This is a genomic window from Mesorhizobium sp. WSM4310 (genome assembly GCF_007003935.1).
Taxonomy (GTDB): Bacteria; Pseudomonadota; Alphaproteobacteria; order Rhizobiales; family Rhizobiaceae; genus Mesorhizobium.
Genome location: NZ_VFTA01000001.1, coordinates 114,210 through 135,527, shown reverse-complemented (window position 1 = coordinate 135,527; position 21,318 = coordinate 114,210). Strand labels below are relative to the sequence as shown.

The following is a 21,318-nucleotide window of genomic DNA, read 5'->3' as shown; positions in this document are numbered from 1 at the left end:
CCAGTCATGCTACAGGGTTCCAGATCGCGGTGCGCGTCGGGGAGGCACCGCCTCCCCGATCTCGGGATATCACTCGCCGCGCATTGTCGCCTGGAAGGTCGGCAGGTGCTTCTTCTGCGCTTCCAGCATGCGTTCGCGGTAGACGCCGTAGATGACGTCGGTGTCGTGCAGCGTCACGCCTGATATCGTCGGCGAGGCGAAGACCGGCAGTTCGATGCCGCGCTTGGCGAGTTGCTCGGCGGTGCGCGCGATGAGTTCGTGCGCCAGGATCATGGCGAGCACCGTCGACGAGCCCGACACAGGGCGGCTCCAGCCTTCGACCGGCACGATGGCGTCCTCGATCGGCGAACACGTGTCGATGACGAGGTCCGCCGCATCGGCCAGCCGCTTGCCGGAGGAGTGCGTCGCCGGCTTGTCGAGATTGTTCTTGCTGGTCACCGCGACGACGAAGATGCCGCGTTTCTTGGCATAGAGCGCGGTGTCGATGCCGGAGGAATTGCGGCCGCTGTGGCCGAAGATGATGATCGAATCGCCCTTGTTGAGTGGTTGGTGGTCGAGGAATTTCTCGGCGTATTTCTCCGTCCGCTCCAGCCACAGCAGCTCGCGCACACCGCCGGCGCCGAGCACGTTGTGCCACATGACACGCGGGTCGGTCAGCGGGTTGAAGCCGACATAGCTGCCGTAGCGCGGGAACACTTCCTGAACCGGCAGCACCGAATGGCCCGAACCGTAGAGATGGACCAGCCCGCCGCCTTCAAGCGAGTCGGCAAAGCGGCTGGCGGCCTGGCCGAAGGCCTCTTCATTGGCTTTTGCCGCCTGGTCGATAAGGGCGGTGAGACGGTGGATGTAGAGATCGGACACTTGGGTACTCCTGTTGATATCTAGGCTTGGAAAGGATCAGCTTCTGGGGGTTGACGGGACACGGCCGGCGCGCAGCGTCGAGCGGATTTCATAGCGGTCGCCCCGCATGATCGAGACGGTGAATTCGAACGGGCCGCGCTCGTCGGTGGTGATGCGCTCGACGACGAAGGCGGGGCTGCCGGCCGGAAGATCGAGCAGCTCGGCATCCGCCGCGCCAACTGCGCCAACGCGGTAATTTTCCCGCGCGGCCACCGGCACGATGCCGTAATGGCGCTCCAGCGCCTCGTAGAGCGAGCCCTGAAGCAGGCCGGCGTCGAGGAAGCCCGGCACGCGCACGGCCGACAGCTGCGCCGTCTGGATGCCGATCGGCTCATTATTGCCGAGCCGCAGGCGCCGGATGCGCACCACCGGATCGCCCTCCTCGATCTCCAGCGCGCCAGCGGCGGCGGCATTGGCCGTGGTCAGGCTGCAATCGAGCAGGCGCGAGCCGGCGACCACGCCCATATTGCCCATCTCCTGGGTGAAGCTGGTCAGTTCTCGCGTGCCGGCGACCAGCGTGGTCGAGCGCACGAAGGTGCCGCGGCCATGTTCGCGCCGCAGCAGCCCAGCCTCCTCGAGATTGCGCAAGGCATGGCGCAAGGTAATGCGGCTGACGCCGAACAGCGCGCACAGCCTGTCCTCGGCCGGGATCTGGTCGCCCGTTGCCCATTCGCCGCTCTTGACGATGGCGCGGATCGCTTCCTCGACCTGATACCAGAGCGGCTCCGGCCTTCTGCGGTCCGGCTGCTGAAAGCTCGCTTCGCTCATCGCACCTGCCTCCACCCTTCCCCCACACGGCCGGCCAGCGCCGCGCCGACCAGTCCCGCCCCCGGGCCGAACTGGCCGGGCTGGATCTCGATGCCGCGCAGATGCGAGGGCAACTGACGGCGCAGCGCCGTCAGCAGCGGCGGCCGCATCACGTCCAGCGCCTCGGCCAATCCGCCTGAGATCAGCACCGCCTGCGGATCGAGCAGCGCCACCGCACCGGCAAGCGCTGTGCCGAGCTGGCGTGCCGGCACTTCAAGCAAGGTCTGCGCGGCGAGTTCGCCGGCGCGGGCAGCGGCGATCAGCTGGCGGCCGTCGGCGAGCCCGATCCGGCCGGCAAGCGCATCGAGCGCCCGGCCGGAAGCGACACGCTCCAGCCAGCCGCTGCGTTCCGCGCCATCGTCCTTGATGTCGGCGCAGGCCCAGCCGAACGAGCAGGCGCCGCCGTGCGCGCCGGCAACGATGCGGCCATTGGCCAGCACTGCCGAACCGATGCCGGTGCCGATGGCCAGCAGGATCGCGTCCGACATGCCGTTCGCGCTGCCTTCGACGGCTTCCGCCAGCAACGCGATCTGCGCGTCATTGCCAAGCGCGATGCGCAGGTCTGGAAAGAGGGTCTGGAGATCGACGCCGTCGAGGAACCGCAGGTTCGGAATCCAGCGGCAGGCCGAGCCCTCGACCAGCCCCGGCACGGCGATGCCAAGCGCCTCGACCGGGCCGGCTTCCGCGCGCAGCGCGTTAATGCGAGCGACAAAAGCATCGAGGCTTGCCGGTGCCGGCTCACGGCTCAGCACCTTCAGTGCGGCGATGTCGCCGGTCGAGATCGCGGCCCGCAGATTGGTGCCGCCGAGATCGATGGCCAGAACCCGCGTCATCGGCTCGACCCTTTGCCGAACGGTGGCGAGAACAGGCCGCTGCCGGCATTCCAGGAATGCGACGCCGTCGCGAAAGCCTGGGCATAGCGCGTGCCGCGCAGGCAGCCACGCAGCCGGTAGAGCGCGCTGTAGTAGTCGACATAGGGGAAGCTGCTCAGGCCGCGCGCCAGCTCGTATTCCTTGACCGCCTCGTTCCAGGCCTCGAAGCCGTCGCTGACATCGACGAGATGCTCGGGGCGGAAACCGTCATCGTCCTCCCAGTTCTCGCCGAACAGGAGCAATTGCGGCGTGTGCGCCGCATGATCGCTGGCAATGGTCGGCAGAGCCGCGAAGAAGATGCCGGTCTGCGTCAGATGCGCGGCCGCGCGATGGTCCTTGTGCCAGCTGCCGTGCCAATGGGTGATGACGATTTCGGGCCTCAGCTCGCGAATGACGTCGCACACTCCTAGCGCCGTCTCGTCGTTGGAAGGCAGGAAGGCATCGCGCAGGCCAAGGCTACGCGAGGTGACGCCAAGACGCGCGGCCGCCCTGCCCGCTTCTTCTTCCTTCTGCACGCAATAATGCTCGGGGATAAGGCAGGGGTGCCCCTGTTCGCCCATGCTCAGATGCAGGAAGGTTACCGCAGCCCCGCGCTTGACGGCGGCCGCCGCCAACGGCCCGGCGATCACCTCGGCATCGAAGGCATGCGCGCCGATCACCAGGATGGAGTGTGCGGCGTAGATCCTGTCCTCGATCATTTCATCCCCCCGGCGCCGACGCCTTCGCGAATCTGGCGGGCGAGCAGACAATACATGATCAGGATGGGCGCCATGGAGATCGCCAGCGAGGCGAACACCAGGCCCCAATCGGTGCGAAACTGGCCGACGAAGACGCTGATCGCCAGCGGCACGGTCTTGTAGCGATCGTCGAAGATGAAGATCAGCGGGAAGAAGAAATCGTTCCACACGGCGATTGCCGTGAAGATGGCGACGATCGACACCGCCGGCTTCACCATCGGCAGGATGATCTGGAACAGGATGCGGACTTCGCCCGCACCATCCATGCGCGCCGCCTCGTCGAGTTCGGAGGGTAAGACGCGCATGAAATTGGCGAAGATGAAGACGGCGAAGGGAATGCGGATCGCCGAATAGACCAGGATCAATCCGGTCAGCGAATCCAGGAGGCCGAGATTGCGCATGAGCGTGAACAGCTCGACCGAGGCCAGCCGGATCGGCAGCATGATGCCGGACAGGAACAGGCCGAGCATGACGGCGTTCCAGCCGAGCCGGTAGCGGCTCAGCGGATAGGCGGCCATGGCCGAGACGACGATGGTGAGCACCACCGCAGCGCCGGTGACGATCAGGCTGTTGATGAAATTATGGCCCAGATCGGCGCGCGTCCAGGCGTTGACGAAATTGTCGAGAGCCCAGCTCCGCGGCAGGCCAAGCCGGTTGCCGTAGATCTCGGCCGTGGTCTTGAAGCAGGAGACGACGAGAATGTAGAGCGGCAACAGCACGGCCGCCGTCCACACGGCGAGCACCGTCCAGCCCGGCAGCCGCGCCAGCTGCCGCGAGAGCACCGGCCTGCCTGAAATCGCCAGCGCGTTCATAGCTGCACCGTGCGGCGGTCGAAGAAGCGGAGCATCATCAACGTGCCGAGGCTGAGGATGAGGAACAGCATGGTGCCCAGCGCCAAAGCGAGCCCGATATCGGTGATGCCGACAGCCCCCTCCGCGCCGAAGGCGAGCCGGTAGAAGTAGGTCACCAGCGTGTCGGTCGAATAGCTCGGATTGCCCTGCACACCCTGCATGACATAGACGATGTCGAACTGGTTGAAGGTGTTGATGAAGGACAGCGTCGTCAGCGTGCCGAGCGCCGGCATCAACAGCGGCAGCGCGATCGAGAACAGCATGCGCGCATTGCCGGCGCCGTCGAGCTTCGCCGCCTCGAAAATCTGGCCGGAAATCTGCCGCAGACCCGCCGTGTAGATCAGCACCGGCAGGCCCATCCAGTTCCAGGCGTCGACGGCGATCAGCATGCCAAGCGCCGTATGGCTGTTGCCGAGCACGGTGAGACTGCCCTGGTGCAGGCCGAGCCCGTTCAGCGCCCATTCGACGACGCCGCCCGGCGCCAAAAGCAGCCGCCAGAGCGCGCCGACGATGACCGGGCTCAGCACCGCCGGGAAGAAAAAGACCGACTGAAAGAAGGCGGTCCCTTTGTCGCGCAGGAACAGCAGCCAGGCAAACAAAAGCCCGATGCCGTTCTGGAAGGCCATGATGCCGAAGAACCAGGCGGTGTTGTGCCAGAGCGCGCCGTAGAGACGCGCGCCGCTGGGGAAAACAAACAGCCGCGAGAAATTCGACAGGCCGGCGAATTCCACCATGCGCAGCCCCTTCCAGACAAAGAAGCTACCCCATAGCGACATCGCCAGGGGATAGAGGACGAACAGGGCATAGACCGCCAGCGCCGGCAGGATGAACAGCACGGCCATGCGCTGCTGCGTGCGCTTCAGGCTGCTTGTGCGGCGAAGGGTGGTCATGCGCTGTTTGTGTCCGGACGAGAGGCCGGCCGCGATGCGACGGGCCGGCTCCTTACTGTTTCGGCTTGAACCAGGTGGCGACGGCGGCCTGCATGTCGGCCGCCAGTTTCTCCGGCGCGATGTTGCCCTCGACCATGTCGATGATCTCCGACTGCAGCACCGAAGAGGCCGTCGGCGACTGCCAGCGAAAGCCGACCAGCGTCAGATAGGGCGTGGAGTGCTTCGACATCGCCATCATCTCGGCCAGCACCGGATCCTTCACCGTGACATCGGTGCGGGCCGGCGGCCAGCCGAGCTCGTCGGCGAACATCTGCGCGAATTCGGCCGAAGCCATGAAGCCCAGCACTTTGGTCGCGGCCTCCTTGTTTTGACTCTCCGAAACCAGACCATAGGAGCCGTCGGAGAAGGCTGAGGTGTAGAGCTTTGCCCCGGCATCGTCGGCCGGGAACGGGAAGATCGAGAATTTCAGCTTCGGGTTCTGCGCCTTGAAGCTGCCGTTCTCGAACGAGCCGCCGAGGAACATCGCCGCCTTGCCGCCAATGAACTGTTGCGTGGCGGTGGTGTAGTCGATGCCGGCGAAGCCATCAGGAAAATAAGGCTTCAGCTCGGCGAAGCGCTTCAGCGCCGCGACATAGCGCGGATCCTCGAAGGTCGCCTTGCCGGTCATCATCTCGTCGTAGAAGCCCGGGCCGTAGACGGTCGGGCCGATGACGCCGACGCCGATCTCAAGCTCCCAAGCCGAGCCGTTGGCGCCGCCGGTGGCGATCGGCGTGATGCCTGCGGCCTTAAGCTTCTCGCAGGCGGCGACGAAATCCTTGTAGGTCTTGGGGATTTCGATGCCCTGGGCGGCGAAGATATCCTGGTTATAGAAGACGCCCATCATCGGCACCGAATAGGGCACGCCATAGAGCTTGCCGTCGGTGCGGCCGCGCGCGCCGCCCAGCGCGGCGTCCGCCATGTTCTTCAATTCGGGCACGCTGTCGTCGAGCGCGTCGAGATAGCCGGCGTCGACGAAGGGCTGCAATTCACCGTAGGCCTTGAGCTGGGCGATGTCGGGCCCGCGGCCGCCGCGCAGGGCGGTGCTCAGCCGGTTCTGGTAATCGGCGTCCGGCGTGAACTGGATGTCGACCTTGATGCCGGGGTTCTTGGCCTCGAAGGCGTCGAAGATGCGGCGCATCGCGGCCTCGTCCTCCGTGCGCCAGCTCCACAGTGTCACCGTGCTGTCGGCCCTCGCCGGCAAGGTGATGAGGACGCCGGCGCAAGCAGCGGCAAGGCCGCCGATCAGGCCAAGGGCGGCGCGCCGGTGAAGTGAAAGCATGCTCATTGCCAGTCTCCCATTGTTTTCTGTCCTTGGCGTCCCGAGGCGCTGCGACGCCGCGAAAGAGTCATTGGCTCCAGCAAAGTCATTATAACGACATAGCAGCGTTCGCAAGAGGTCTGGCACACCTCCTGGATGGCTCCAGCGAGGAAAAACGGGCAACCAGATGCCATCAACATTTTGTTTTCAAACGACAAAACTATCGTAACCGACAAGGCGGAAGAATCTGAAACCGGTCAATACAAAGCTTTTTCGCCGACAGGCTCTTGCGCCACCGCCTAAAGTTGTCATAACGTCATGGTGATCGATAGGAGGATGAGGAATGTCGTTTGCCTGGACTTCGAAACTGGCGCTGGCCGCGGGCCTGGCCATCCTGCCTGCCACGGCATGGGCGCAATCGGTCAACATCTCCTATTTGACGCACTGGTCGCCGGAGACGGTTGCGCTGCTGGAGGCTGCGGCCAAGGATTATGCCAAGGCCAATCCGGACGTCAGCGTCACCGTGCGCGCCGTGCCCTTCGGTGATCTCCTGACCACGCTGCGCTCGCAAGGCGGCGGCTCGGACGGGCCGACGATCGGCGGCATCTACGATCTGTGGCTGCCGGAACTCGCCCGCGACAAGCTGGTTGCGCCCGCGCCCGACGCGGTGGCCAGCGAGGTCAAGGGCGCGTGGCCGGCGGGCGTCACCAGCGCTGCCTCTGTCGGCGGCAAGCTCTATGGCATTCCCAACGAGATCGACGTCTATGCGCTGAACTACAACAAGGCGCTGTTTAAGCAGGCGGGTATCGCGGCACCACCCAAAACCTGGGACGAGTTCAAGGATGCGGCGAAGAAGCTGACCAACAAGGAGGCCGGCCAGCAAGGTTTCGGTATGATCAACAGCTGGGCGGCCGGCGTCGTCCATCCCTTCGCTTCGCTGCTCGTTTCCAACGGCGGCGAGCTGGTCAAGGACGGCAAGCCGGCGCTGGACAGCCCGCAGGCGGCACAGACCTTCCAGCTCTATGAGGACCTGATCAAGTCGAGCGCCAGCGTGCCGGCGATGGCGACGGCGGATGCCAACACCACGGGTCCGTTCCTCGACAATTTCGTCTCCGGCAAGACCGGCATGATCATCATGGCCAATTGGTGGGAGAGCGCGCTGAAGACCGGCATGGGCGATAAATTCGCGGACATCGCCACCGCGCCGATCCCGGTCGGCCCGAGCGGCGACAAGCCGCATTCGATCTCCTATTCCTGGATGACCGTGGTCAACGCCAATGCCGGCGCGGCCGAGCAAAAGGCGGCGTGGGAATTCCTGGCCTGGCTGAACAATCCGAAATCCGGCAAGAACGGCGCCTCGGCGATGTCCGACATCCTGATGTCGATGGGCATCCTGCCCTCGCGCCTGTCCGACATCGAGGCGCACAAGGACAAGCTCGGCTCGGAATTCCTCTCCGGCTATGTCAGCGTGCTGACCGATGCCAAGCCGTTCCCGGTGGTGCCGGGCGGACAGGAATTCTCGGAATCCCTGCAGCAGACGCTCGAGGCGTTGCAGTATGGCCAGGTCTCGGCCAAGGATGCGCAGGCGACGGCACAGGCTGACGCCACCTCGATCCTGGAGCGCGCCGCCAAATAATGATCCAGAGGTACCGTGCCTCGGCGGGCATCATGCTTGCGCCCGCCGTGACGCTGATCGGCATCTTCATCCTGTTGCCGATGCTGCTCACCGTCTGGCTGTCCTTTCAGGACTGGTCGACGCAGACGCCGTTTTCCAGCGCCAGCTTCATCGGCCTCGACAATTTCCGCGAGATCTTTGGGGCCTCCTCGGTCGGGCGTGACTTCAAGGGCGCGCTCACCAACACCGCCATCTACACCGCGCTCTCCGTCATCCTCATCCTGCCGCTGTCGGTGGCCTTCGGCCTGATGGTTTACCAGCATGACGTCGCCGGCGGCACGGCGCTAAGGACGGTGCTGTTTTACACCTACATGGTGCCGATGATCGCGGTGGCGCTGGTCTGGTCGAAGCTCTATTCGCCGAGCGAGGGGCCGCTCAACCAGATGCTCGGCCTCATCGGCATCGGCCCGCAGCCCTTTCTGTCGTCGCCGCGCTCGGCGCTGGTCTCGATCGTCTTGCTCAATGTCTGGCAGCAGGTGGGCTATTTCACCGTGCTGGCGATCGCTGGCCTCACACAGATCCCGGGCAGCCTCTACGAGGCGGCCAAGCTCGACGGCGCCAATCGCTTCGAGCAGTTCCGCTTCATCACACTGCCGCTGATGCGGCGCACGCTTTTGTTCAGTGCCGTCATCGCCATCATCAACGCCGTGCAGGTGTTCGAGCCGGTGGCGCTGATCACGCAGGGTGGGCCGGTCGGCTCGACCAATGTGCTCACCTACCACATCCGCCGCGTCGGCATCGAACGCGCGCAAGGCGGTCTGGGTTCGGCGATGGCGGTCATGCTGATGCTGTCGCTGATCGTCGTTGTCTGCGCGCTGTTTGCCCTCGCCAACCGGAAGGATCAGGAATGAGCGGGGGATCGTCGAGCCGGCTGTCACGCAAGCGCCCGTCCGGCCGCAAGGCGCTGCTGGCGACGCTGATGCTGCTGGTCGCCGTCGCCTCGGCCTTCCCGCTGGTGTGGATGGTGCTGTCGAGCCTGAAAACCCCGGCCGAGAGCATGCAGGTGCCGCCGGTGTGGATACCGCACACACCGAGCCTCGACGCCTATGAAAAAGTTTCCGGCGTGGTCAATGTCGGCCGCTCGATGTGGAACTCCCTGGTCATCGCCACGATCACCACCGCCGGCATCCTGAGCACCAGCATGATGGCCGGCTATGCCTTCGCCAAATACCACTTCCCCGCCAAATCGCTGCTGTTTTCGCTGCTGATCGCCACCATGTTCCTGCCGCCGATCGTGACGCTGATCCCGCTCTATCGCCTCGTCGGCTCGATCGGGCTCAATGCCAGCCTGGCCGGCATCATCGTGCCCAATCTCGCCAATGCCTTCGGCATCTTCCTGATGCGCCAGTTCATCGCCGGCGTGCCGGACGACCTCATCGACGCCGCGCGCATGGACGGCGCTTCGGAGTTGCTGATCCTGTTCAAGATCGTGGCGCCCAGCGTCGCGCCGGCGATCGCCGCACTCGCCCTGTTCGCCTTCGTCTACCATTGGAACAGCTATCTCTGGCCGCTGACCGTGCTGCAGGGCAATGCCGACGCCTACCCGATCGTCATCAGCCTGAGCCGGCTCTTGAGCTACAATCGAGGCGCGGTGAATACCGGCCTGGTGATGGCCGGCGCGACACTGGCCGTGCTGCCGCCGCTCATACTGTTCGTCCTGCTGCAGCGCTTCTTCGTCGATTCCATCGTCGGCTCGGCGATCAAGGGATAAAGCAAATCCAGGAAAAGCGTGGAGCGGTTTTCCGTCCGGATTGCGTCAAAGAAAGAGCTTCACCAAGGCAAGCCGACGTAGTTCTCGGCGAGCGCGGTCGACGCGGCCTGTGAGTGCACGAGATAGTCGAGTTCGGCTTCCTGGATGCGCTGACCGAAATCGCCTGTATCGGGGAAGCGGTGCAGCATGGTCGTCATCCACCAGGAAAAGCGCACAGCCTTCCACACCCGCGCCAGCGCCTTTTGCGAATAGGCCTCAATGCCAGCTTCGGACTTTCCAACGTAGAACTCGCGCAGGCCGGCGAAGAGATAGCGTACATCGCTGGCGGCGAGGTTGAGACCCTTGGCACCGGTCGGCGGCACGATGTGGGCGGCATCGCCTGCCAGGAAAAGGCGGCCAAAGCGCATCGGCTCGGCAACGAAGGAGCGCAGCGGCGCGATCGACTTTTCGAAGGATGGCCCGGTGGTGACGCTTGCCGCCGTCCGTTCCGGCAAGCGGCGGCGCAGCTCGTCCCAGAAACGGTCGTCGGACCAGGCCTCAACCCGGTCATCTTGCGGGCACTGCACGTAGTAGCGGCTGCGATGCGTCGAACGCATCGAGCACAGCGCAAAACCCCGCTCGTGATTGGCGTAGACCAGTTCGTGATCGGCCGGCGGCACTTCGGCGAGCACGCCGAGCCAACCGAACGGATACTGCCGCTCGAAGGTTTTCAGCGCGCGCTCCGGCGCCGATTTGCGGCTGACGCCGTGATAGCCATCGCAGCCGGCGATGAAATCGCAATCGATGCGATGAGAGACGCTGTCCTTGTCATAGGTGACGAACGGTGCGGCGCCATCGAAACCATACAGCGCAACGTTGGCCGCCTCGTAGACCGTGGTCAGCCCGGCCGCCTCGCGCTTGTCCATCAAATCATGCGTCACTTCGGTCTGGCCATAGACGGTGACATGCTTGCCGCCGGTGAGTGCGGCGAGATCGATGCGGTGCAGGCGCCCGTCGAAAGCCAGCGAAATGCCGGAATGCGGCAGGCCTTCGGCATGCAGCCTTGCGGCAACACCAGCCTCTTCCAGCAGTTCCACCGTGCCCTGTTCGAGCACCCCTGCCCGCACGCGGCCAAGCACATGCTCGCGGCTCGATCGTTCCAGAATGACCGTCTCGACGCCGATGCCGGCCAGAAGCTGGCCAAGCAGCAGGCCGGAGGGTCCCGAGCCGATAATGGCGACCTGCGTGCGCATCAGTGACCAAGGCTTTCGATCTGTCCGACCAGTTCGGCGGCGAGCCGCAACGACGCGGCGCTGGCGACGACCATCTGTGGCAGCAACAGCCATTCCAGCATCCAGGCCGCGCCCGAGCGCTCCTGTTCATGCACCAGTGCCTGATGCATGCCGGAAAGCTGCATGGCGTTGAAGCGGGCCAGCGCCACCAGCGCCTCGGCCTTCACCGGGTTCTGCTTGTGCGGCATGGCCGACGAGCCGCCGCCGCCGGAGAGCGTGATGTCGATTCCGCCCTGCGCCATCAGCGCGATGTCCTGGCCGAACTTCCCAAGGCTGCCGGTCAGCAGCGACAGCAAGCCGGCGAAGTCGGCGAGCGCGTCGCGCTGGCTCTGCCATTGCGCTGCATCGGCAAGGCCGAGTTTTGCGGCAAGCGCGGCGCGCACCGCCGGCCCCTTGTCGCCGAGCTTTTCCAGCGTGCCGGCGGCGCCGCCGAATTGTACCACGAGCAGGCGAGTGGACTGTTCCGATAGCCTCTCCTGATGCCTTTGCAGCGGCGCCCGCCACGCCATGATGCGATCCGCCACTTTGACCGGGATCGCCGGCTGCATGCGGGTCATGCCGGCCAGTGCCCTGCCGCCAAAGCGCTGCTCAAGCGAGGTGAGGCGCAAAACGGTTTCGGTCAGCAGCAGGCCGATATGCTCGACGATCGCTTTCAGCCGAAGCACCAGGCTCGTGTCGATGACGTCCTGGCTGGTCGCACCGAAATGCACCTTGTCGCCATGCGGTTCACCGACCGCCACCCTGATCTGGCGCACCAGTTCCGGCACCATGACGCCGTCCTTGGCGACACCCGCCCTGAGCAAGGCGGTGTCCGGCCGGAACGTGCCAAGCGCCGTCACAATCGCTGCCGCGGCATCCCTGCCGATGATCCCGTTTCGGGCTTCCGCTTCCGCCAGCGCACGCTCGAACGCCAGCGCCGCCTCGATTTCCGCCTCGACGGAAAAATGCCGCGATGCTTCCTCATCACCGAGGAGAGCCGAGAGCAGCGGATGGTCGAAGGGCGATACGGTCATGTCTTGCTTCTCCTGACCCTCAACTGTCGAAGAAGACCGTTTCCTTCTCCCCCTGGAGATGGACATCGAAGACGTAAGCATCGCCCTGGCGCTCGGCGATCAAAGTCGGCACGCGGACGCGGTGCTCGATGCGCGCCAGGATCGGATCCTCGCCATTGGCCTTTTCCTCGTCGGAGAAATAGAGCCGTGTGTGCAGGCCGAGATTGATGCCGCGCGCGACGATCCACAGTGTGAGGTGCGGCGCCATCAGCCTTCCATCCCGGAACGGCACGCGGCCGGGCTTGATCGTCTCGAATGCGCAGACGCCGGTTTCCATGTCGGTCGGGCAGCGGCCCCAGCCGAAGAAGTTCGGATCGGCCGCGCCGCGCATCTCGGTCGGGGAATTGTAGAGCCCGTCCGCATCCGCCTGCCAGATCTCGATCAGGGCGTCCTTGAGCGGCGTGCCGGTGCCGTCGAGCACCCGGATTTTGAGACCGATGCGCTCGCCCTTGGTCTTGTCGTTGACCATGGTCGAGCCAAGATCGGCCGCATAGACGCCACTGATGCCGCAGAAGTTCGGCGTCAGACCGATATGGACGTACGGTCCCGCGGTCTGCGAAGGGCTTTCCCTGAGCCGGTCGAGCGACTGGGCCATCAATTGCCCTCCAGCCGGTTTTCGAACAACGACGAGCGGCGGCCGCGCAGCACGATGTCGAACTTGTAGGCGAGCGCATCCATCGGAATGGTCGCCTGCGTGTCGAGGATCGCCGTGAGCGCCTCGATGGCCGCCTTGTCGGCGATGCCGCGCACGATCGGGCACTTCCAGATCAGCGGGTCACCCTGGAAATACATCTGCGTGATCAGCCGCTGCGCGAAGCCGTGGCCGAAAACCGAGAAATGGATGTGCGCCGGGCGCCAGTCATTGGGACCATTCGGCCAGGGATAGGGCCCGGGCTTGACGGTGCGGAAGGCATAGCCACCATCCTCGCCTGTAATGGTGCGGCCGCAGCCACCGAAATTCGGGTCGAGCGGCGCCAGATAGCCGTCCTTCTTGTGGCGGTAGCGGCCGCCGGCATTGGCCTGCCAGAATTCGATGAGCACGCCGGGAACGCCAACGCCTCGCTCATCGAGCACACGCCCATGGACGATGATGCGTTCGCCGATGGCGCTCTCGCCCGGCCTGGCGAAATTATGGATCAGGTCGTTGTCGAGCTCGCCCAGCATGGCGTGGCCGAAGGCCGGTCCGGCTATTTCCGACAGCGTGTTGTCGAAGGACAAAAGCGCCTTTTGCGGCGAGCGCAGCACCGAACTCTTATAGCCCGGCGTCAGCGCCGGAGGATGCCATGTCCTTTCGCGCTGGAAGAAGGTGCCGGTTTCGGGCTTCCGGTTCGAGCCGGACTCAGCGGGCATTGTCGGCTCCGTCCATTTCCGAAAACACGTCCTTGGCTATTCTGAAGGCACGGTTGGCGGCCGGCACACCGGCATAGATGGCGACATGCAGGAACGCCTCGCAGATATCGTCGCGCGTCGCACCGGTGTTGGCGGTGGCGCGCACATGCAGGGCGACCTCCTCATCATGGCCGAGTGCCGCCAGCAGCGCCAGCGTGACGATCGAGCGCTCGCGCTTGCTGAGGCCCGGACGGGCCCACACAGTGCCCCAGGCCGCCTCGGTGATCAGTTCCTGGAAGGGTTGATCGAAATCGGTGGCAGCGACCTCGGCCCGATCGACATGCCGATCGCCGAGCACCGCGCGGCGCACCGCGAGGCCAGTGCGATATCTGGCTGCGTTGCCGGGGACTTCATCCATGGTTTTCTGCTCCAGGGGCAAGCGATGCGACAAAATCGCGGATCAGCGCGGTGAGCGCTTCAGGCTGTTCCACGCAGGGAATATGTCCAGCGTCGCGGATGATCTCGAAACGCGAACCGGGGATCAGAGCGGCCAGCGAGCGGACGAGAGAGGGCGGCGTCGAGCCGTCCTGGTCACCGACGACGCAGAGCGTCGGTACCGCGATGCGGCGTGCTGCATCGGTAAAATCGGCGGCGCGGATGGCTGCGCAAGTCCCGACGTAACCGGCGACAGCCTGCCGGGTCATCATGTTCCAATAGCCGTCCAGTTCGGCCACCCGCGCGGTGTGGAAGGCGGGAGTGAACCACAGTTTGAGCACGCCATCGGCAATGGCCTGGATGCCCTTGCGTTCGACGACCGCGATCCGGGTGTTCCAGCTCTCGTTGGTGCCGATCTTGTGGGCCGTGTCGCACAGGATCATGGCCTCGACGATGCCTGGGCGCCTGGCGTAGAGCCCTTGCGCGATCATGCCGCCGACCGAAAGGCCGCACAGCACGACCTTCTTCAAGCCGAAATGATCGATGAGCGCCGAGAGATCGTCGACATGATCGTCGATCGACTTGATCTCGCCAATGTCGGACAGCCCGTGGCCGCGCTTGTCATAGACCAGCAAGGACATTTCCCCATCGAGCGCCGAGACAATATCGTCCCAGATGCGAAAGTCGGTGCCGAGCGAATTGATGAATATGAGCGCGCGCGCATTGCCGGGGGCCTTGAGGTGGCGATGATGCAGCGTGATGCCGCCAATGGTGACGAATGACACGATTTCGATCCTCCACCTCCACATTGCACAAGGCATTTGGTTCGGTAAAATGATATTTTGCGCCATTTCATTAACTCGGGGGTTATCAAATCCATGGCCGAGAGCCGCATCCGCTTTCGTCATCTGCAGGCCTTCCTGGAGGTCGCGCGGCAGGGCAGCGTTGCCCGCGCCGCCGATTTCCTGCATGTCAGCGCGCCGGCGGTGACCAAGACGTTGCGTGAGCTGGAAGAGGCGCTCGGTGTCGCCGTTGTCGAGCGTGACGGGCGCGGTATCCGGGTCACAAGGCTTGGCGAGATCTTCCTCAGCCATGCCGGTTCGGCGATCACGGCGTTGAAACGCGGCGTCGATTCGGTTCGCCAGGACGACGCCATCAACCGGCATCCGATCCGCATCGGCGCGCTGCCGACCGTGTCGGCGAAGGTCATGCCCAAGGCCATGAGCCTGTTCCTTGGGGAAAATACCGGCGCGGCGATCAAGATCGTCACCGGCGAAAACGCGGTGCTTCTTGAGCAATTGCGCACCGGCGCGCTCGATCTTGTCGTCGGTCGGCTGGCAGCGCCCGAAAACATGACCGGCTTCTTCTTCGAGCATCTCTATTCCGAACAGGTGCTGTTCGTGGTGCGGGCCGGACATCCGCTGCTCGAACCGGGAGCGGATATCTTCGCCAGGCTCGATGAATTCCCGGTGCTGATGCCGACCCGGGAATCCGTCATCCGCCCCTTCGTCGATCGCCTGTTCATCACCAACGGCATGACCGCGCCGGCGACCGAGATCGAAACCGTCTCGGATTCGTTTGGCCGCTCCTTCATGCGGCAGAGCAATGCGGTGTGGATCATTTCGGCCGGCGTGGTTGCGAACGAGATCGCCAGCGGCGCCTTCGTCGCCCTGCCGGTCGACACCGAGGAAACCAAGGGACCGGTCGGCCTGACGATGCGCACCGATACGGCGCCATCGCCGGCCTTCACCATCCTGCTGCAGACCATTCGCGAGGCGGCAAGGCCGGGCAAGTGAGGCGTCGGATCATTTGGACCGCTCCGTCTTTGCCGGAAATCTCCTAACCCAGAGGTTAATGAAACACCGCAAAATATCATTTTACCGAACCAAAACGCTGGTGCACTGTGCCGATGGAGGAGCCACAGAGGGAGGAACGTATGACCCATTCTATCGGCAGCAAATCCAGCATTAGCGACATTTCGCGACGCCAGTTCATCGCCACCTCGATCGCCGGCGGCGCCGCGCTCGCGCTCGGCGGCAAGAGCGCTTTCGCCCAGGCGGGCGAAACGCTCAAGGTCGGCTTCGTCAGCCCGCGCACCGGGCCGCTGGCCGGCTTCGGCCAGACCGACGGCTATGTGCTCGACCTTGCCCGCAAGGCGCTCGCCGGCGGCCTTGAGATCGGCGGCAAGAAGTACAGCGTTGAAATCCTCGACCAGGACACGCAGTCCGATCCCTCCCGCGCCGGCCAGCTCGCCAAGGACCTGATCAACAACCAGGCCATCGACCTGATGCTGGCGGTGTCGACGCCCGAGGTGATCAACCCGGTGGCCGATGCCTGCGAGGCCGCGGGGGTGCCCTGCCTGTCGACCGTCATGCCGTGGGAGGCCTGGTATTTCGGCCGTGGCGCGAAACCCGGCGCACCCTCGCCGTTCAAATGGACCTATCATTTCGGCTTCGGCGTCGGCGAGTTCTTCAAGACCTATATTTCGCAATGGAACCTGATCGAGACCAACAAGAAGGTCGGCGTCATGTATCCCAACGACGCCGACGGCAACGCCATCCGCGCCAATCTGGCGCCGCTCCTGGCCAAGCAAGGTTTTACGATCGTCGATCCCGGCGCCTACGAGACCGGCACCACCGACTATTCCTCGCAGATCGCGCTGTTCAAGCAGGAAGGCGTCGAGATCTTCAACTCCTTCCCGATCCCGCCTGACTTCGCCGCCTTCTGGCGCCAGGCGGCACAGCAGGGGCTGATCAAGCAGATCAAGATCGCCCAGGTCGCCAAGACCGGCCTGTTCCCGTCCGACATCGAGGCGCTCGGCGACCTCGGCATGAAGATTTCGAGCGCCGCCTATTGGCACAAGGCTTTCCCCTACAAGTCGCCGCTGACCGGCGTTTCGGGCACCGAGCTCGCCGACGGCTACGAGGCAGCGAGCGGCAAGCAGTGGACGCAGCAGCTCGGCGCCTCGATGTCGCTGCTGGACGCCGGCTTCGAAGCGCTGAAGGCCAGCACCGACGCCAAGGACAAGGCGGCGGTGGCCAAGGCGCTGAGCACGCTGAAGACCGAGACTATGATCGGCAAGGTCGATTTCACCAGCGGCCCTGTCGCCAATGTCTCGCCCGGCCCGATCATCGGCACGCAGTGGGTGGCCGCCAAGGAAGGCAGCAAATTCCCGCTCGACTATGTGGTGACCGAAAACGCCACCGATCCGAAGGTGCCTGTCGAAGCCAAGCTCCAGCCTTACAACGGCTGATGGACCGCAGACGAGGTGGTGACCCATCCGCAACAACAGGCTGTTCTCGTTGCCGCCGGCATCCACAAGCGCTTCGGTGCGCTTGTGGTGCTGGATGCGGTCGATTTCGCCATGGCGGCCGACGAGGCGGTCGGCATTGTCGGGCCGAACGGCGCCGGCAAGACGACGCTGCTCAGCGTGCTTTCCGGCGCCTTTCCGCCGAGTGCGGGCACGGTCAGGTTCAAAGGCGATGACGTGACGTCCTTGCCGGCGACGCAACGTTGCCGGCTCGGGCTGGTGCGCACGCATCAGGTGCCCAAACCATTCAGCGGCATGACCACTTTCGAGAATGTCTTCGTCGCGGCCTCGCACGGCGCCGGGCTCGGGCGGGACGAGGCCTATGAGGAGGCGCTCGGCTCGCTGAAGCTGTGCGGCATGCTTGATATTGCCAACCGCCGCGCCGAGACGCTCGGACTGCTCGACCGCAAGCGGCTGGAACTGGCGCGCGCGCTGGCGGCAAGGCCCACGCTGCTGCTGCTCGACGAGATCGGGGGCGGCCTGACCGACGGCGAAGCCGGTGAGCTCGTCGGCACGATCAAGGAATTGCGCCGCCGCAAGATCGGCATCGTCTGGATCGAGCACATCGTCCACATCCTGCTGCAAGTGGCCGAACGGCTGATCTGCATGGATGCGGGAAAAATCATCGCCGACGGCGAGCCGCAAGCCGTCATGGCCGATCCGGAGGTCGTGCGCGCCTATCTCGGCGGAGGCCCGAAATGAGCCTGCTGTCGGTTGAGGATCTCGTTGTCCGCCACGGCCTGCTGCAGGCGGTGCGCGGCGTCAGCTTCCGCATCGAACGCGGCGAGACGCTGGCGCTGGTCGGTGCCAACGGCGCCGGCAAGACGACGCTGCTCAGGGCAATTGCCGGCGCGCACCAGCCGGCGGCCGGCCGCGTGCTGCTGGACGGCGCCGATCTTACCAACGTGCCGTCGCACAAGCGCGTCGGCATGGGCATCGCGCTGGTGCCGGAAGGGCGAAAACTCTTCGTGCAGATGACGGTCGAGGAGAACCTTCTGCTCGGCAGAACCGCCAGCCGGCCGGGCGAGTGGAGCGTCGACAGGGTGCTCGACATGTTTCCCAATCTGAAGCCGCGCCGCCATGCCAAGACGGGCCATCTCTCAGGCGGCGAGCAGCAGGCGACGGCGATCGGCCGGGCGCTGATGAGCAACCCGGAAGTGCTTTTGCTCGACGAGGTTTCGCTCGGCCTGTCGCCGCTGATCGTCGACCGTGTCTACGCGGCCCTTCAGGGGCTGATGGCTTCCGGCACGACGATCATCCTGGTCGAGCAGGACCTCAGCCGCGCGCTGTCGGTCTCCGACAGGGTGATCTGCATGCTCGAAGGGCGCGTGGCGCTCAAAGGGCCGAGCAAGGCGGTGTCGCGCGACGAGGTGACGAAAGCCTATTTCGGCCTGCACCGGAAAAGTCCCGGGAGCGTTCCGGCATGAGCAACCAGATCATCCAGGGCATCCTGCTCGGCGGCTACTACGCGCTGATCGCCTGTGGCCTGTCCTTCATGTTCTCGGTGATGCGCATCATCAACCTCGCCCATGGCAGCCTTGCCGTGTTCGCGGCCTTTGCGCTGTGGTGGCTCGCCTCGCGGTTCCATATCCCGCCCTTTGTCGGCCTGCTGATCGTGCTGCCGCTGATGGCGGCGATCGGCTGGGCGCTGCAGCGTTTCCTGCTCGAACGCAGCGCGCGTGGCGGTGCGCTGCTGCCGATCCTGACCACGTTTGGGCTGGCGATCGTCATCGACAACATGCTGTTCGAGCAGTTCGGCGCCGACACGCGTTCGCTGGCGCCCTATATCGGCAGCCTGTCCTATGATTCCTGGGAATGGCCAGGCAACATCTATGTCGGCAAGCTCGCCGTGATCATGTTCGCCACCGCCGTGATCCTGCTGGGCGGGCTGCAGCTGTTCCTCACCCGCACCCGGCTTGGCCGCTCGATCCGCGCCACCTCGGAAGACCCCGATACGGCAGGCCTGGTCGGCGTCGATGCGCGTCGCGCCAATGCCATCGCCGCTTCCATCGCCATGGTCACGGTCGGCCTTGCCGGCGCCTTTCTGGGCATGCGCGCCACCTTCGATCCCTATGCCGGCGCGCCGCAACTGCTGTTCGCTTTCGAAGCCGCTGTGATCGGCGGCGCCGGTTCGCTGTGGGGAACGCTGGTCGGCGGCATCGTGCTGGCGCTTGCGCAGACAGTCGGCGCGCAAGTGCATCCGCAAGGCTTTCTGATCGGCGGCCATGCCGTGTTCCTCGTCGTGCTGTTCGTGCGGCTGTCCACGTCGGGCCTTGGCCTGCGCGGCCTGCTGCGCCTGCCTTCGCGGAGCGCGTCATGAGCGCCGTTTCGTCCTCGCCGATCATCGAGCGCGGCACGACGACGTCGCGGATCGCGGCGATTGCGGTCGCTGTCATCATCGCGCTGCTCGCCATCGCGCCGCAGTTCCTCTCGGCGGGCGCGGTCGACCGCATGACGGCATTGTTCATCTATGTGATCCTGGCGGCGATGTGGAACGCACTGGCCGGATTCGGCGGCCTGGTTTCCGTCGGCCAGCAGGTGTTCTTCGGGCTCGGCGCCTATTTCGCCATCCGGCTGGCCGATGCCGGCCTCAACCCTTTCGCCTCGCTTTTCGTATCGGCGATCGTTGTCGGCGTTGTCTCCTGGCCGCTGTCGTTGTTCATGCTGCGGCTGAGGAACGGCGAGTTCGCCATCGGCATGTGGGTGATCGCGGCGCTGACGCATCTCCTGGTCAATCTCGACCGGCTGGTGCAAGGCGAAACCGGTACGTCGCTGATCTCGCTCAACGTCTACGATGCCGGCACCAGGCGGGTGGCGATCTACTGGCTGGCGCTGGCCTCGATGACCGCCCTGCTCGGCATCCTGTTCGGCCTGCTGCGCGGCAGCACGGGTGCCGCCATCCGCGCCATCCGCGACAATGAGGATGCCGCCGCCTCGGTCGGCGTGCGCGTCACCGGCACCAAGCGGCTTTTGTTCGTGCTTGCCGCCTTCGGCATCGGCGTTGCCGGTGCGCTGTGGCTGGCGACCTCCATCACCTTCCAGCCGAAAACCTACTTCAACGTCCAATGGACCGCCTACATGATCTTCATGGTGCTGGTCGGCGGCATCGGAACGTTCGAGGGAGCCATCCTTGGCGCGCTGGTGTTCTTCCTCATCGAGACCTGGTTCGGCGGCACCGGGGTCTGGTACCTCGTCGGCCTCGGCGCCACCGCCGTGCTGTTCTCGCTGTTCTTGCCGCGCGGCCTGTGGGGGACGATCGAGGCGCGCTTCGGCTTGCGCCTGCTCCCGGTCGGCTACCGCGTCAGGCTTCCGGAAAATGCTCCGGCCGATGACGGCAGCGCCCCCTCGCCGGAGCGAACCACACTTGATCAGGAGAAGGCATGACCATGCTTTTCGGCAAGACGATCCTCATCACCGGCGTCGCCTCGGGCATCGGCGCTCGCACGGCGGAACTCGCCGGCCAGCTTGGCGCGGACGTGATCGGCGTCGATGTACGCGAGCCGGCGGCAGCGGTGGGCAGTTTCGTCAAGGCCGATATCTCGTCGAAGGCCGGCGTCGACGAGTTGGTCGCGCGCCTGCCACAGCGCATCGATGCGCTCTGCAATGTCGCCGGCCTCTCCGGCAACACCGGCGCGGTGTCGACGCTGGCCGTCAACTTCTTCGGGCTGCGGGCGCTTTCGGAAGGGCTCGCGCCCAGACTTCGCGAAGGCGGCGCCATCGTCAATGTCGCCTCGATCGCCGGCTGCGGCTGGCGCGCCAATCTCAACCGAGCGGCCTCGATGGTCGGCATCGAGGGTTTCCCGGATGTCGCCAAGGTGGTCGCCGATCATGCGGTCAGGAACGAGGAAGGCTATCCCGTCTCGAAGGAACTGCTCCTGCTGTGGACCTTTCGCGCGGCGCACCAGGATCTGTTCAAACGCCGTGGCATCCGCGTCAATGCGGTGAGCCCGGGACCGGTCGAGACGCCGATCCTGAAACAGTTCCGCACCGTGCTTGGCGATGCCCGCGTCGACAGCGACATTGCAAGGGTCGGACGGGCCGGCACATCGGGCGATATAGCGCCTGTCGTGCTGTTCCTATGCTCGGACGGCGCGCGCTGGGTCAACGGCGCCAACGTGCCGGTCGACGGCGGCCTCGAAGCATCGATCAACGCCGAAGTGCTCGGCTTCTAACCGCGAAGC

23 protein-coding genes are annotated in these 21,318 nt (G+C 65.0%); 10 read left to right on the top strand and 13 right to left on the bottom strand.

Going from position 1 to position 21,318, the window contains the following annotated elements; genetic code table 11:
* Positions 1 to 69: 69 nt before the first annotated feature.
* The 7 genes from FJV80_RS00640 to FJV80_RS00610 are packed head-to-tail and all read right to left on the bottom strand — an operon-like array spanning position 70 to position 6,381.
* Positions 70 to 861 carry an SIS domain-containing protein gene (locus FJV80_RS00640; protein ID WP_095771214.1) on the bottom strand — a complete coding sequence of 264 codons (792 nt, stop codon included), beginning with the start codon at positions 859 to 861 and terminating at the stop codon, positions 70 to 72.
* A gap of 36 nt (positions 862 to 897) precedes the next feature.
* Positions 898 to 1,668, bottom strand: coding sequence for a GntR family transcriptional regulator (locus tag FJV80_RS00635; protein WP_032920989.1), 771 nt, complete (start codon positions 1,666 to 1,668; stop codon positions 898 to 900).
* Positions 1,665 to 2,540 carry an ROK family protein gene (locus tag FJV80_RS00630; RefSeq protein WP_142875287.1) on the bottom strand — a complete coding sequence of 292 codons (876 nt, stop codon included), beginning with the start codon at positions 2,538 to 2,540 and terminating at the stop codon, positions 1,665 to 1,667. The genes FJV80_RS00635 and FJV80_RS00630 overlap by 4 nt, the downstream gene beginning before the upstream one ends.
* Complete coding sequence (locus FJV80_RS00625; RefSeq protein ID WP_142875286.1) at positions 2,537 to 3,277, bottom strand: PIG-L family deacetylase; 741 nt, start codon at positions 3,275 to 3,277, stop codon at positions 2,537 to 2,539. The genes FJV80_RS00630 and FJV80_RS00625 overlap by 4 nt, the downstream gene beginning before the upstream one ends.
* Complete coding sequence (locus FJV80_RS00620; RefSeq protein ID WP_142875285.1) at positions 3,274 to 4,128, bottom strand: carbohydrate ABC transporter permease; 855 nt, start codon at positions 4,126 to 4,128, stop codon at positions 3,274 to 3,276. The genes FJV80_RS00625 and FJV80_RS00620 overlap by 4 nt, the downstream gene beginning before the upstream one ends.
* Positions 4,125 to 5,057 carry a sugar ABC transporter permease gene (locus FJV80_RS00615; protein WP_095771219.1) on the bottom strand — a complete coding sequence of 311 codons (933 nt, stop codon included), beginning with the start codon at positions 5,055 to 5,057 and terminating at the stop codon, positions 4,125 to 4,127. Before FJV80_RS00615 ends, FJV80_RS00620 begins: the two co-directional genes overlap by 4 nt.
* Positions 5,058 to 5,109: 52 nt before the next feature.
* Complete coding sequence (locus FJV80_RS00610) at positions 5,110 to 6,381, bottom strand: extracellular solute-binding protein (RefSeq protein ID WP_142875284.1); 1,272 nt, start codon at positions 6,379 to 6,381, stop codon at positions 5,110 to 5,112.
* 316 nt (positions 6,382 to 6,697) lie between these two features.
* Here FJV80_RS00610 and FJV80_RS00605 point away from each other — a divergent pair, with 316 nt between their 5' ends.
* From FJV80_RS00605 to FJV80_RS00595, 3 genes are read left to right on the top strand one after another with little or no spacing between them, the layout of a single operon-like run.
* Positions 6,698 to 7,990, top strand: coding sequence for an extracellular solute-binding protein (locus FJV80_RS00605; RefSeq protein ID WP_095771221.1), 1,293 nt, complete (start codon positions 6,698 to 6,700; stop codon positions 7,988 to 7,990).
* Positions 7,990 to 8,880 (top strand): sugar ABC transporter permease, encoded by an 891-nt coding sequence (locus FJV80_RS00600; RefSeq protein WP_142875283.1) that lies wholly within the window; start codon positions 7,990 to 7,992, stop codon positions 8,878 to 8,880. The genes FJV80_RS00605 and FJV80_RS00600 overlap by 1 nt, the downstream gene beginning before the upstream one ends.
* Positions 8,877 to 9,740, top strand: coding sequence for a carbohydrate ABC transporter permease (locus FJV80_RS00595; protein ID WP_095771223.1), 864 nt, complete (start codon positions 8,877 to 8,879; stop codon positions 9,738 to 9,740). Before FJV80_RS00600 ends, FJV80_RS00595 begins: the two co-directional genes overlap by 4 nt.
* A 59-nt stretch (positions 9,741 to 9,799) precedes the next feature.
* On the opposite strand, the gene pobA is transcribed toward FJV80_RS00595, so the two are convergent.
* Genes pobA through pcaD form a run of 6 tightly spaced genes read right to left on the bottom strand, consistent with a single transcriptional unit; the run spans position 9,800 to position 14,636 of the window.
* Positions 9,800 to 10,972: a 4-hydroxybenzoate 3-monooxygenase gene (pobA, locus tag FJV80_RS00590; protein WP_142875282.1), complete on the bottom strand. Its 1,173-nt coding sequence runs from the start codon at positions 10,970 to 10,972 to the stop codon at positions 9,800 to 9,802.
* On the bottom strand, positions 10,972 to 12,024 hold the full coding sequence (locus FJV80_RS00585; protein WP_142875281.1) for a 3-carboxy-cis,cis-muconate cycloisomerase: 1,053 nt from the start codon (positions 12,022 to 12,024) through the stop codon (positions 10,972 to 10,974). Before FJV80_RS00585 ends, pobA begins: the two co-directional genes overlap by 1 nt.
* 19 nt (positions 12,025 to 12,043) lie before the next feature.
* On the bottom strand, positions 12,044 to 12,658 hold the full coding sequence (pcaG, locus tag FJV80_RS00580) for a protocatechuate 3,4-dioxygenase subunit alpha (protein ID WP_142875280.1): 615 nt from the start codon (positions 12,656 to 12,658) through the stop codon (positions 12,044 to 12,046).
* Positions 12,658 to 13,413: a protocatechuate 3,4-dioxygenase subunit beta gene (pcaH, locus tag FJV80_RS00575; RefSeq protein ID WP_142875279.1), complete on the bottom strand. Its 756-nt coding sequence runs from the start codon at positions 13,411 to 13,413 to the stop codon at positions 12,658 to 12,660. Before pcaH ends, pcaG begins: the two co-directional genes overlap by 1 nt.
* Positions 13,403 to 13,810, bottom strand: a complete 408-nt coding sequence (gene pcaC / locus FJV80_RS00570; RefSeq protein ID WP_095771228.1) for a 4-carboxymuconolactone decarboxylase — start codon at positions 13,808 to 13,810, stop codon at positions 13,403 to 13,405. The genes pcaH and pcaC overlap by 11 nt, the downstream gene beginning before the upstream one ends.
* Entirely contained in the window at positions 13,803 to 14,636 is an 834-nt protein-coding gene (gene pcaD, locus FJV80_RS00565; RefSeq protein ID WP_185975108.1) for a 3-oxoadipate enol-lactonase, read from the bottom strand. The genes pcaC and pcaD overlap by 8 nt, the downstream gene beginning before the upstream one ends.
* Before the next feature lie 69 nt (positions 14,637 to 14,705).
* Here pcaD and pcaQ point away from each other — a divergent pair, with 69 nt between their 5' ends.
* From pcaQ to FJV80_RS00530, 7 genes are all read left to right on the top strand, one after another.
* Positions 14,706 to 15,623 (top strand): pca operon transcription factor PcaQ, encoded by a 918-nt coding sequence (pcaQ, locus tag FJV80_RS00560; RefSeq protein ID WP_095786752.1) that lies wholly within the window; start codon positions 14,706 to 14,708, stop codon positions 15,621 to 15,623.
* 140 nt (positions 15,624 to 15,763) lie between these two features.
* A complete protein-coding gene (locus FJV80_RS00555) occupies positions 15,764 to 17,080 on the top strand; it encodes an ABC transporter substrate-binding protein (protein ID WP_095786753.1) in 1,317 nt (438 codons plus the stop codon).
* Between the two features lie 15 nt (positions 17,081 to 17,095).
* Complete coding sequence (locus FJV80_RS00550; RefSeq protein WP_095786754.1) at positions 17,096 to 17,839, top strand: ABC transporter ATP-binding protein; 744 nt, start codon at positions 17,096 to 17,098, stop codon at positions 17,837 to 17,839.
* Positions 17,836 to 18,564 (top strand): ABC transporter ATP-binding protein, encoded by a 729-nt coding sequence (locus tag FJV80_RS00545; protein ID WP_142875277.1) that lies wholly within the window; start codon positions 17,836 to 17,838, stop codon positions 18,562 to 18,564. The genes FJV80_RS00550 and FJV80_RS00545 overlap by 4 nt, the downstream gene beginning before the upstream one ends.
* Positions 18,561 to 19,457: a branched-chain amino acid ABC transporter permease gene (locus tag FJV80_RS00540; protein WP_095771232.1), complete on the top strand. Its 897-nt coding sequence runs from the start codon at positions 18,561 to 18,563 to the stop codon at positions 19,455 to 19,457. Before FJV80_RS00545 ends, FJV80_RS00540 begins: the two co-directional genes overlap by 4 nt.
* The gene (locus FJV80_RS00535) at positions 19,454 to 20,521 is read left to right on the top strand and encodes a branched-chain amino acid ABC transporter permease (protein WP_142875276.1); all 1,068 of its coding nucleotides are present in this window, start codon (positions 19,454 to 19,456) and stop codon (positions 20,519 to 20,521) included. The genes FJV80_RS00540 and FJV80_RS00535 overlap by 4 nt, the downstream gene beginning before the upstream one ends.
* A gap of 2 nt (positions 20,522 to 20,523) precedes the next feature.
* Positions 20,524 to 21,309, top strand: coding sequence for a coniferyl-alcohol dehydrogenase (locus tag FJV80_RS00530; protein WP_142875511.1), 786 nt, complete (start codon positions 20,524 to 20,526; stop codon positions 21,307 to 21,309).
* Positions 21,310 to 21,318 lie beyond the last annotated feature (9 nt).

Coding starts and splice junctions, on each gene's coding strand:
- FJV80_RS00635 (WP_032920989.1), bottom strand. CDS start 1,668: ATGAGCGAAGCGAGCTTTCAGCAGCCGGACCGCAGAAGGCCGGAGCCG.
- FJV80_RS00630 (WP_142875287.1), bottom strand. CDS start 2,540: ATGACGCGGGTTCTGGCCATCGATCTCGGCGGCACCAATCTGCGGGCC.
- FJV80_RS00625 (WP_142875286.1), bottom strand. CDS start 3,277: ATGATCGAGGACAGGATCTACGCCGCACACTCCATCCTGGTGATCGGC.
- FJV80_RS00620 (WP_142875285.1), bottom strand. CDS start 4,128: ATGAACGCGCTGGCGATTTCAGGCAGGCCGGTGCTCTCGCGGCAGCTG.
- FJV80_RS00615 (WP_095771219.1), bottom strand. CDS start 5,057: ATGACCACCCTTCGCCGCACAAGCAGCCTGAAGCGCACGCAGCAGCGC.
- FJV80_RS00610 (WP_142875284.1), bottom strand. CDS start 6,381: ATGAGCATGCTTTCACTTCACCGGCGCGCCGCCCTTGGCCTGATCGGC.
- FJV80_RS00605 (WP_095771221.1), top strand. CDS start 6,698: ATGTCGTTTGCCTGGACTTCGAAACTGGCGCTGGCCGCGGGCCTGGCC.
- FJV80_RS00600 (WP_142875283.1), top strand. CDS start 7,990: ATGATCCAGAGGTACCGTGCCTCGGCGGGCATCATGCTTGCGCCCGCC.
- FJV80_RS00595 (WP_095771223.1), top strand. CDS start 8,877: ATGAGCGGGGGATCGTCGAGCCGGCTGTCACGCAAGCGCCCGTCCGGC.
- pobA (WP_142875282.1), bottom strand. CDS start 10,972: ATGCGCACGCAGGTCGCCATTATCGGCTCGGGACCCTCCGGCCTGCTG.
- FJV80_RS00585 (WP_142875281.1), bottom strand. CDS start 12,024: ATGACCGTATCGCCCTTCGACCATCCGCTGCTCTCGGCTCTCCTCGGT.
- pcaG (WP_142875280.1), bottom strand. CDS start 12,658: ATGGCCCAGTCGCTCGACCGGCTCAGGGAAAGCCCTTCGCAGACCGCG.
- pcaH (WP_142875279.1), bottom strand. CDS start 13,413: ATGCCCGCTGAGTCCGGCTCGAACCGGAAGCCCGAAACCGGCACCTTC.
- pcaC (WP_095771228.1), bottom strand. CDS start 13,810: ATGGATGAAGTCCCCGGCAACGCAGCCAGATATCGCACTGGCCTCGCG.
- pcaD (WP_185975108.1), bottom strand. CDS start 14,636: ATGTGGAGGTGGAGGATCGAAATCGTGTCATTCGTCACCATTGGCGGC.
- pcaQ (WP_095786752.1), top strand. CDS start 14,706: ATGGCCGAGAGCCGCATCCGCTTTCGTCATCTGCAGGCCTTCCTGGAG.
- FJV80_RS00555 (WP_095786753.1), top strand. CDS start 15,764: ATGACCCATTCTATCGGCAGCAAATCCAGCATTAGCGACATTTCGCGA.
- FJV80_RS00545 (WP_142875277.1), top strand. CDS start 17,836: ATGAGCCTGCTGTCGGTTGAGGATCTCGTTGTCCGCCACGGCCTGCTG.
- FJV80_RS00540 (WP_095771232.1), top strand. CDS start 18,561: ATGAGCAACCAGATCATCCAGGGCATCCTGCTCGGCGGCTACTACGCG.
- FJV80_RS00535 (WP_142875276.1), top strand. CDS start 19,454: ATGAGCGCCGTTTCGTCCTCGCCGATCATCGAGCGCGGCACGACGACG.
- FJV80_RS00530 (WP_142875511.1), top strand. CDS start 20,524: ATGCTTTTCGGCAAGACGATCCTCATCACCGGCGTCGCCTCGGGCATC.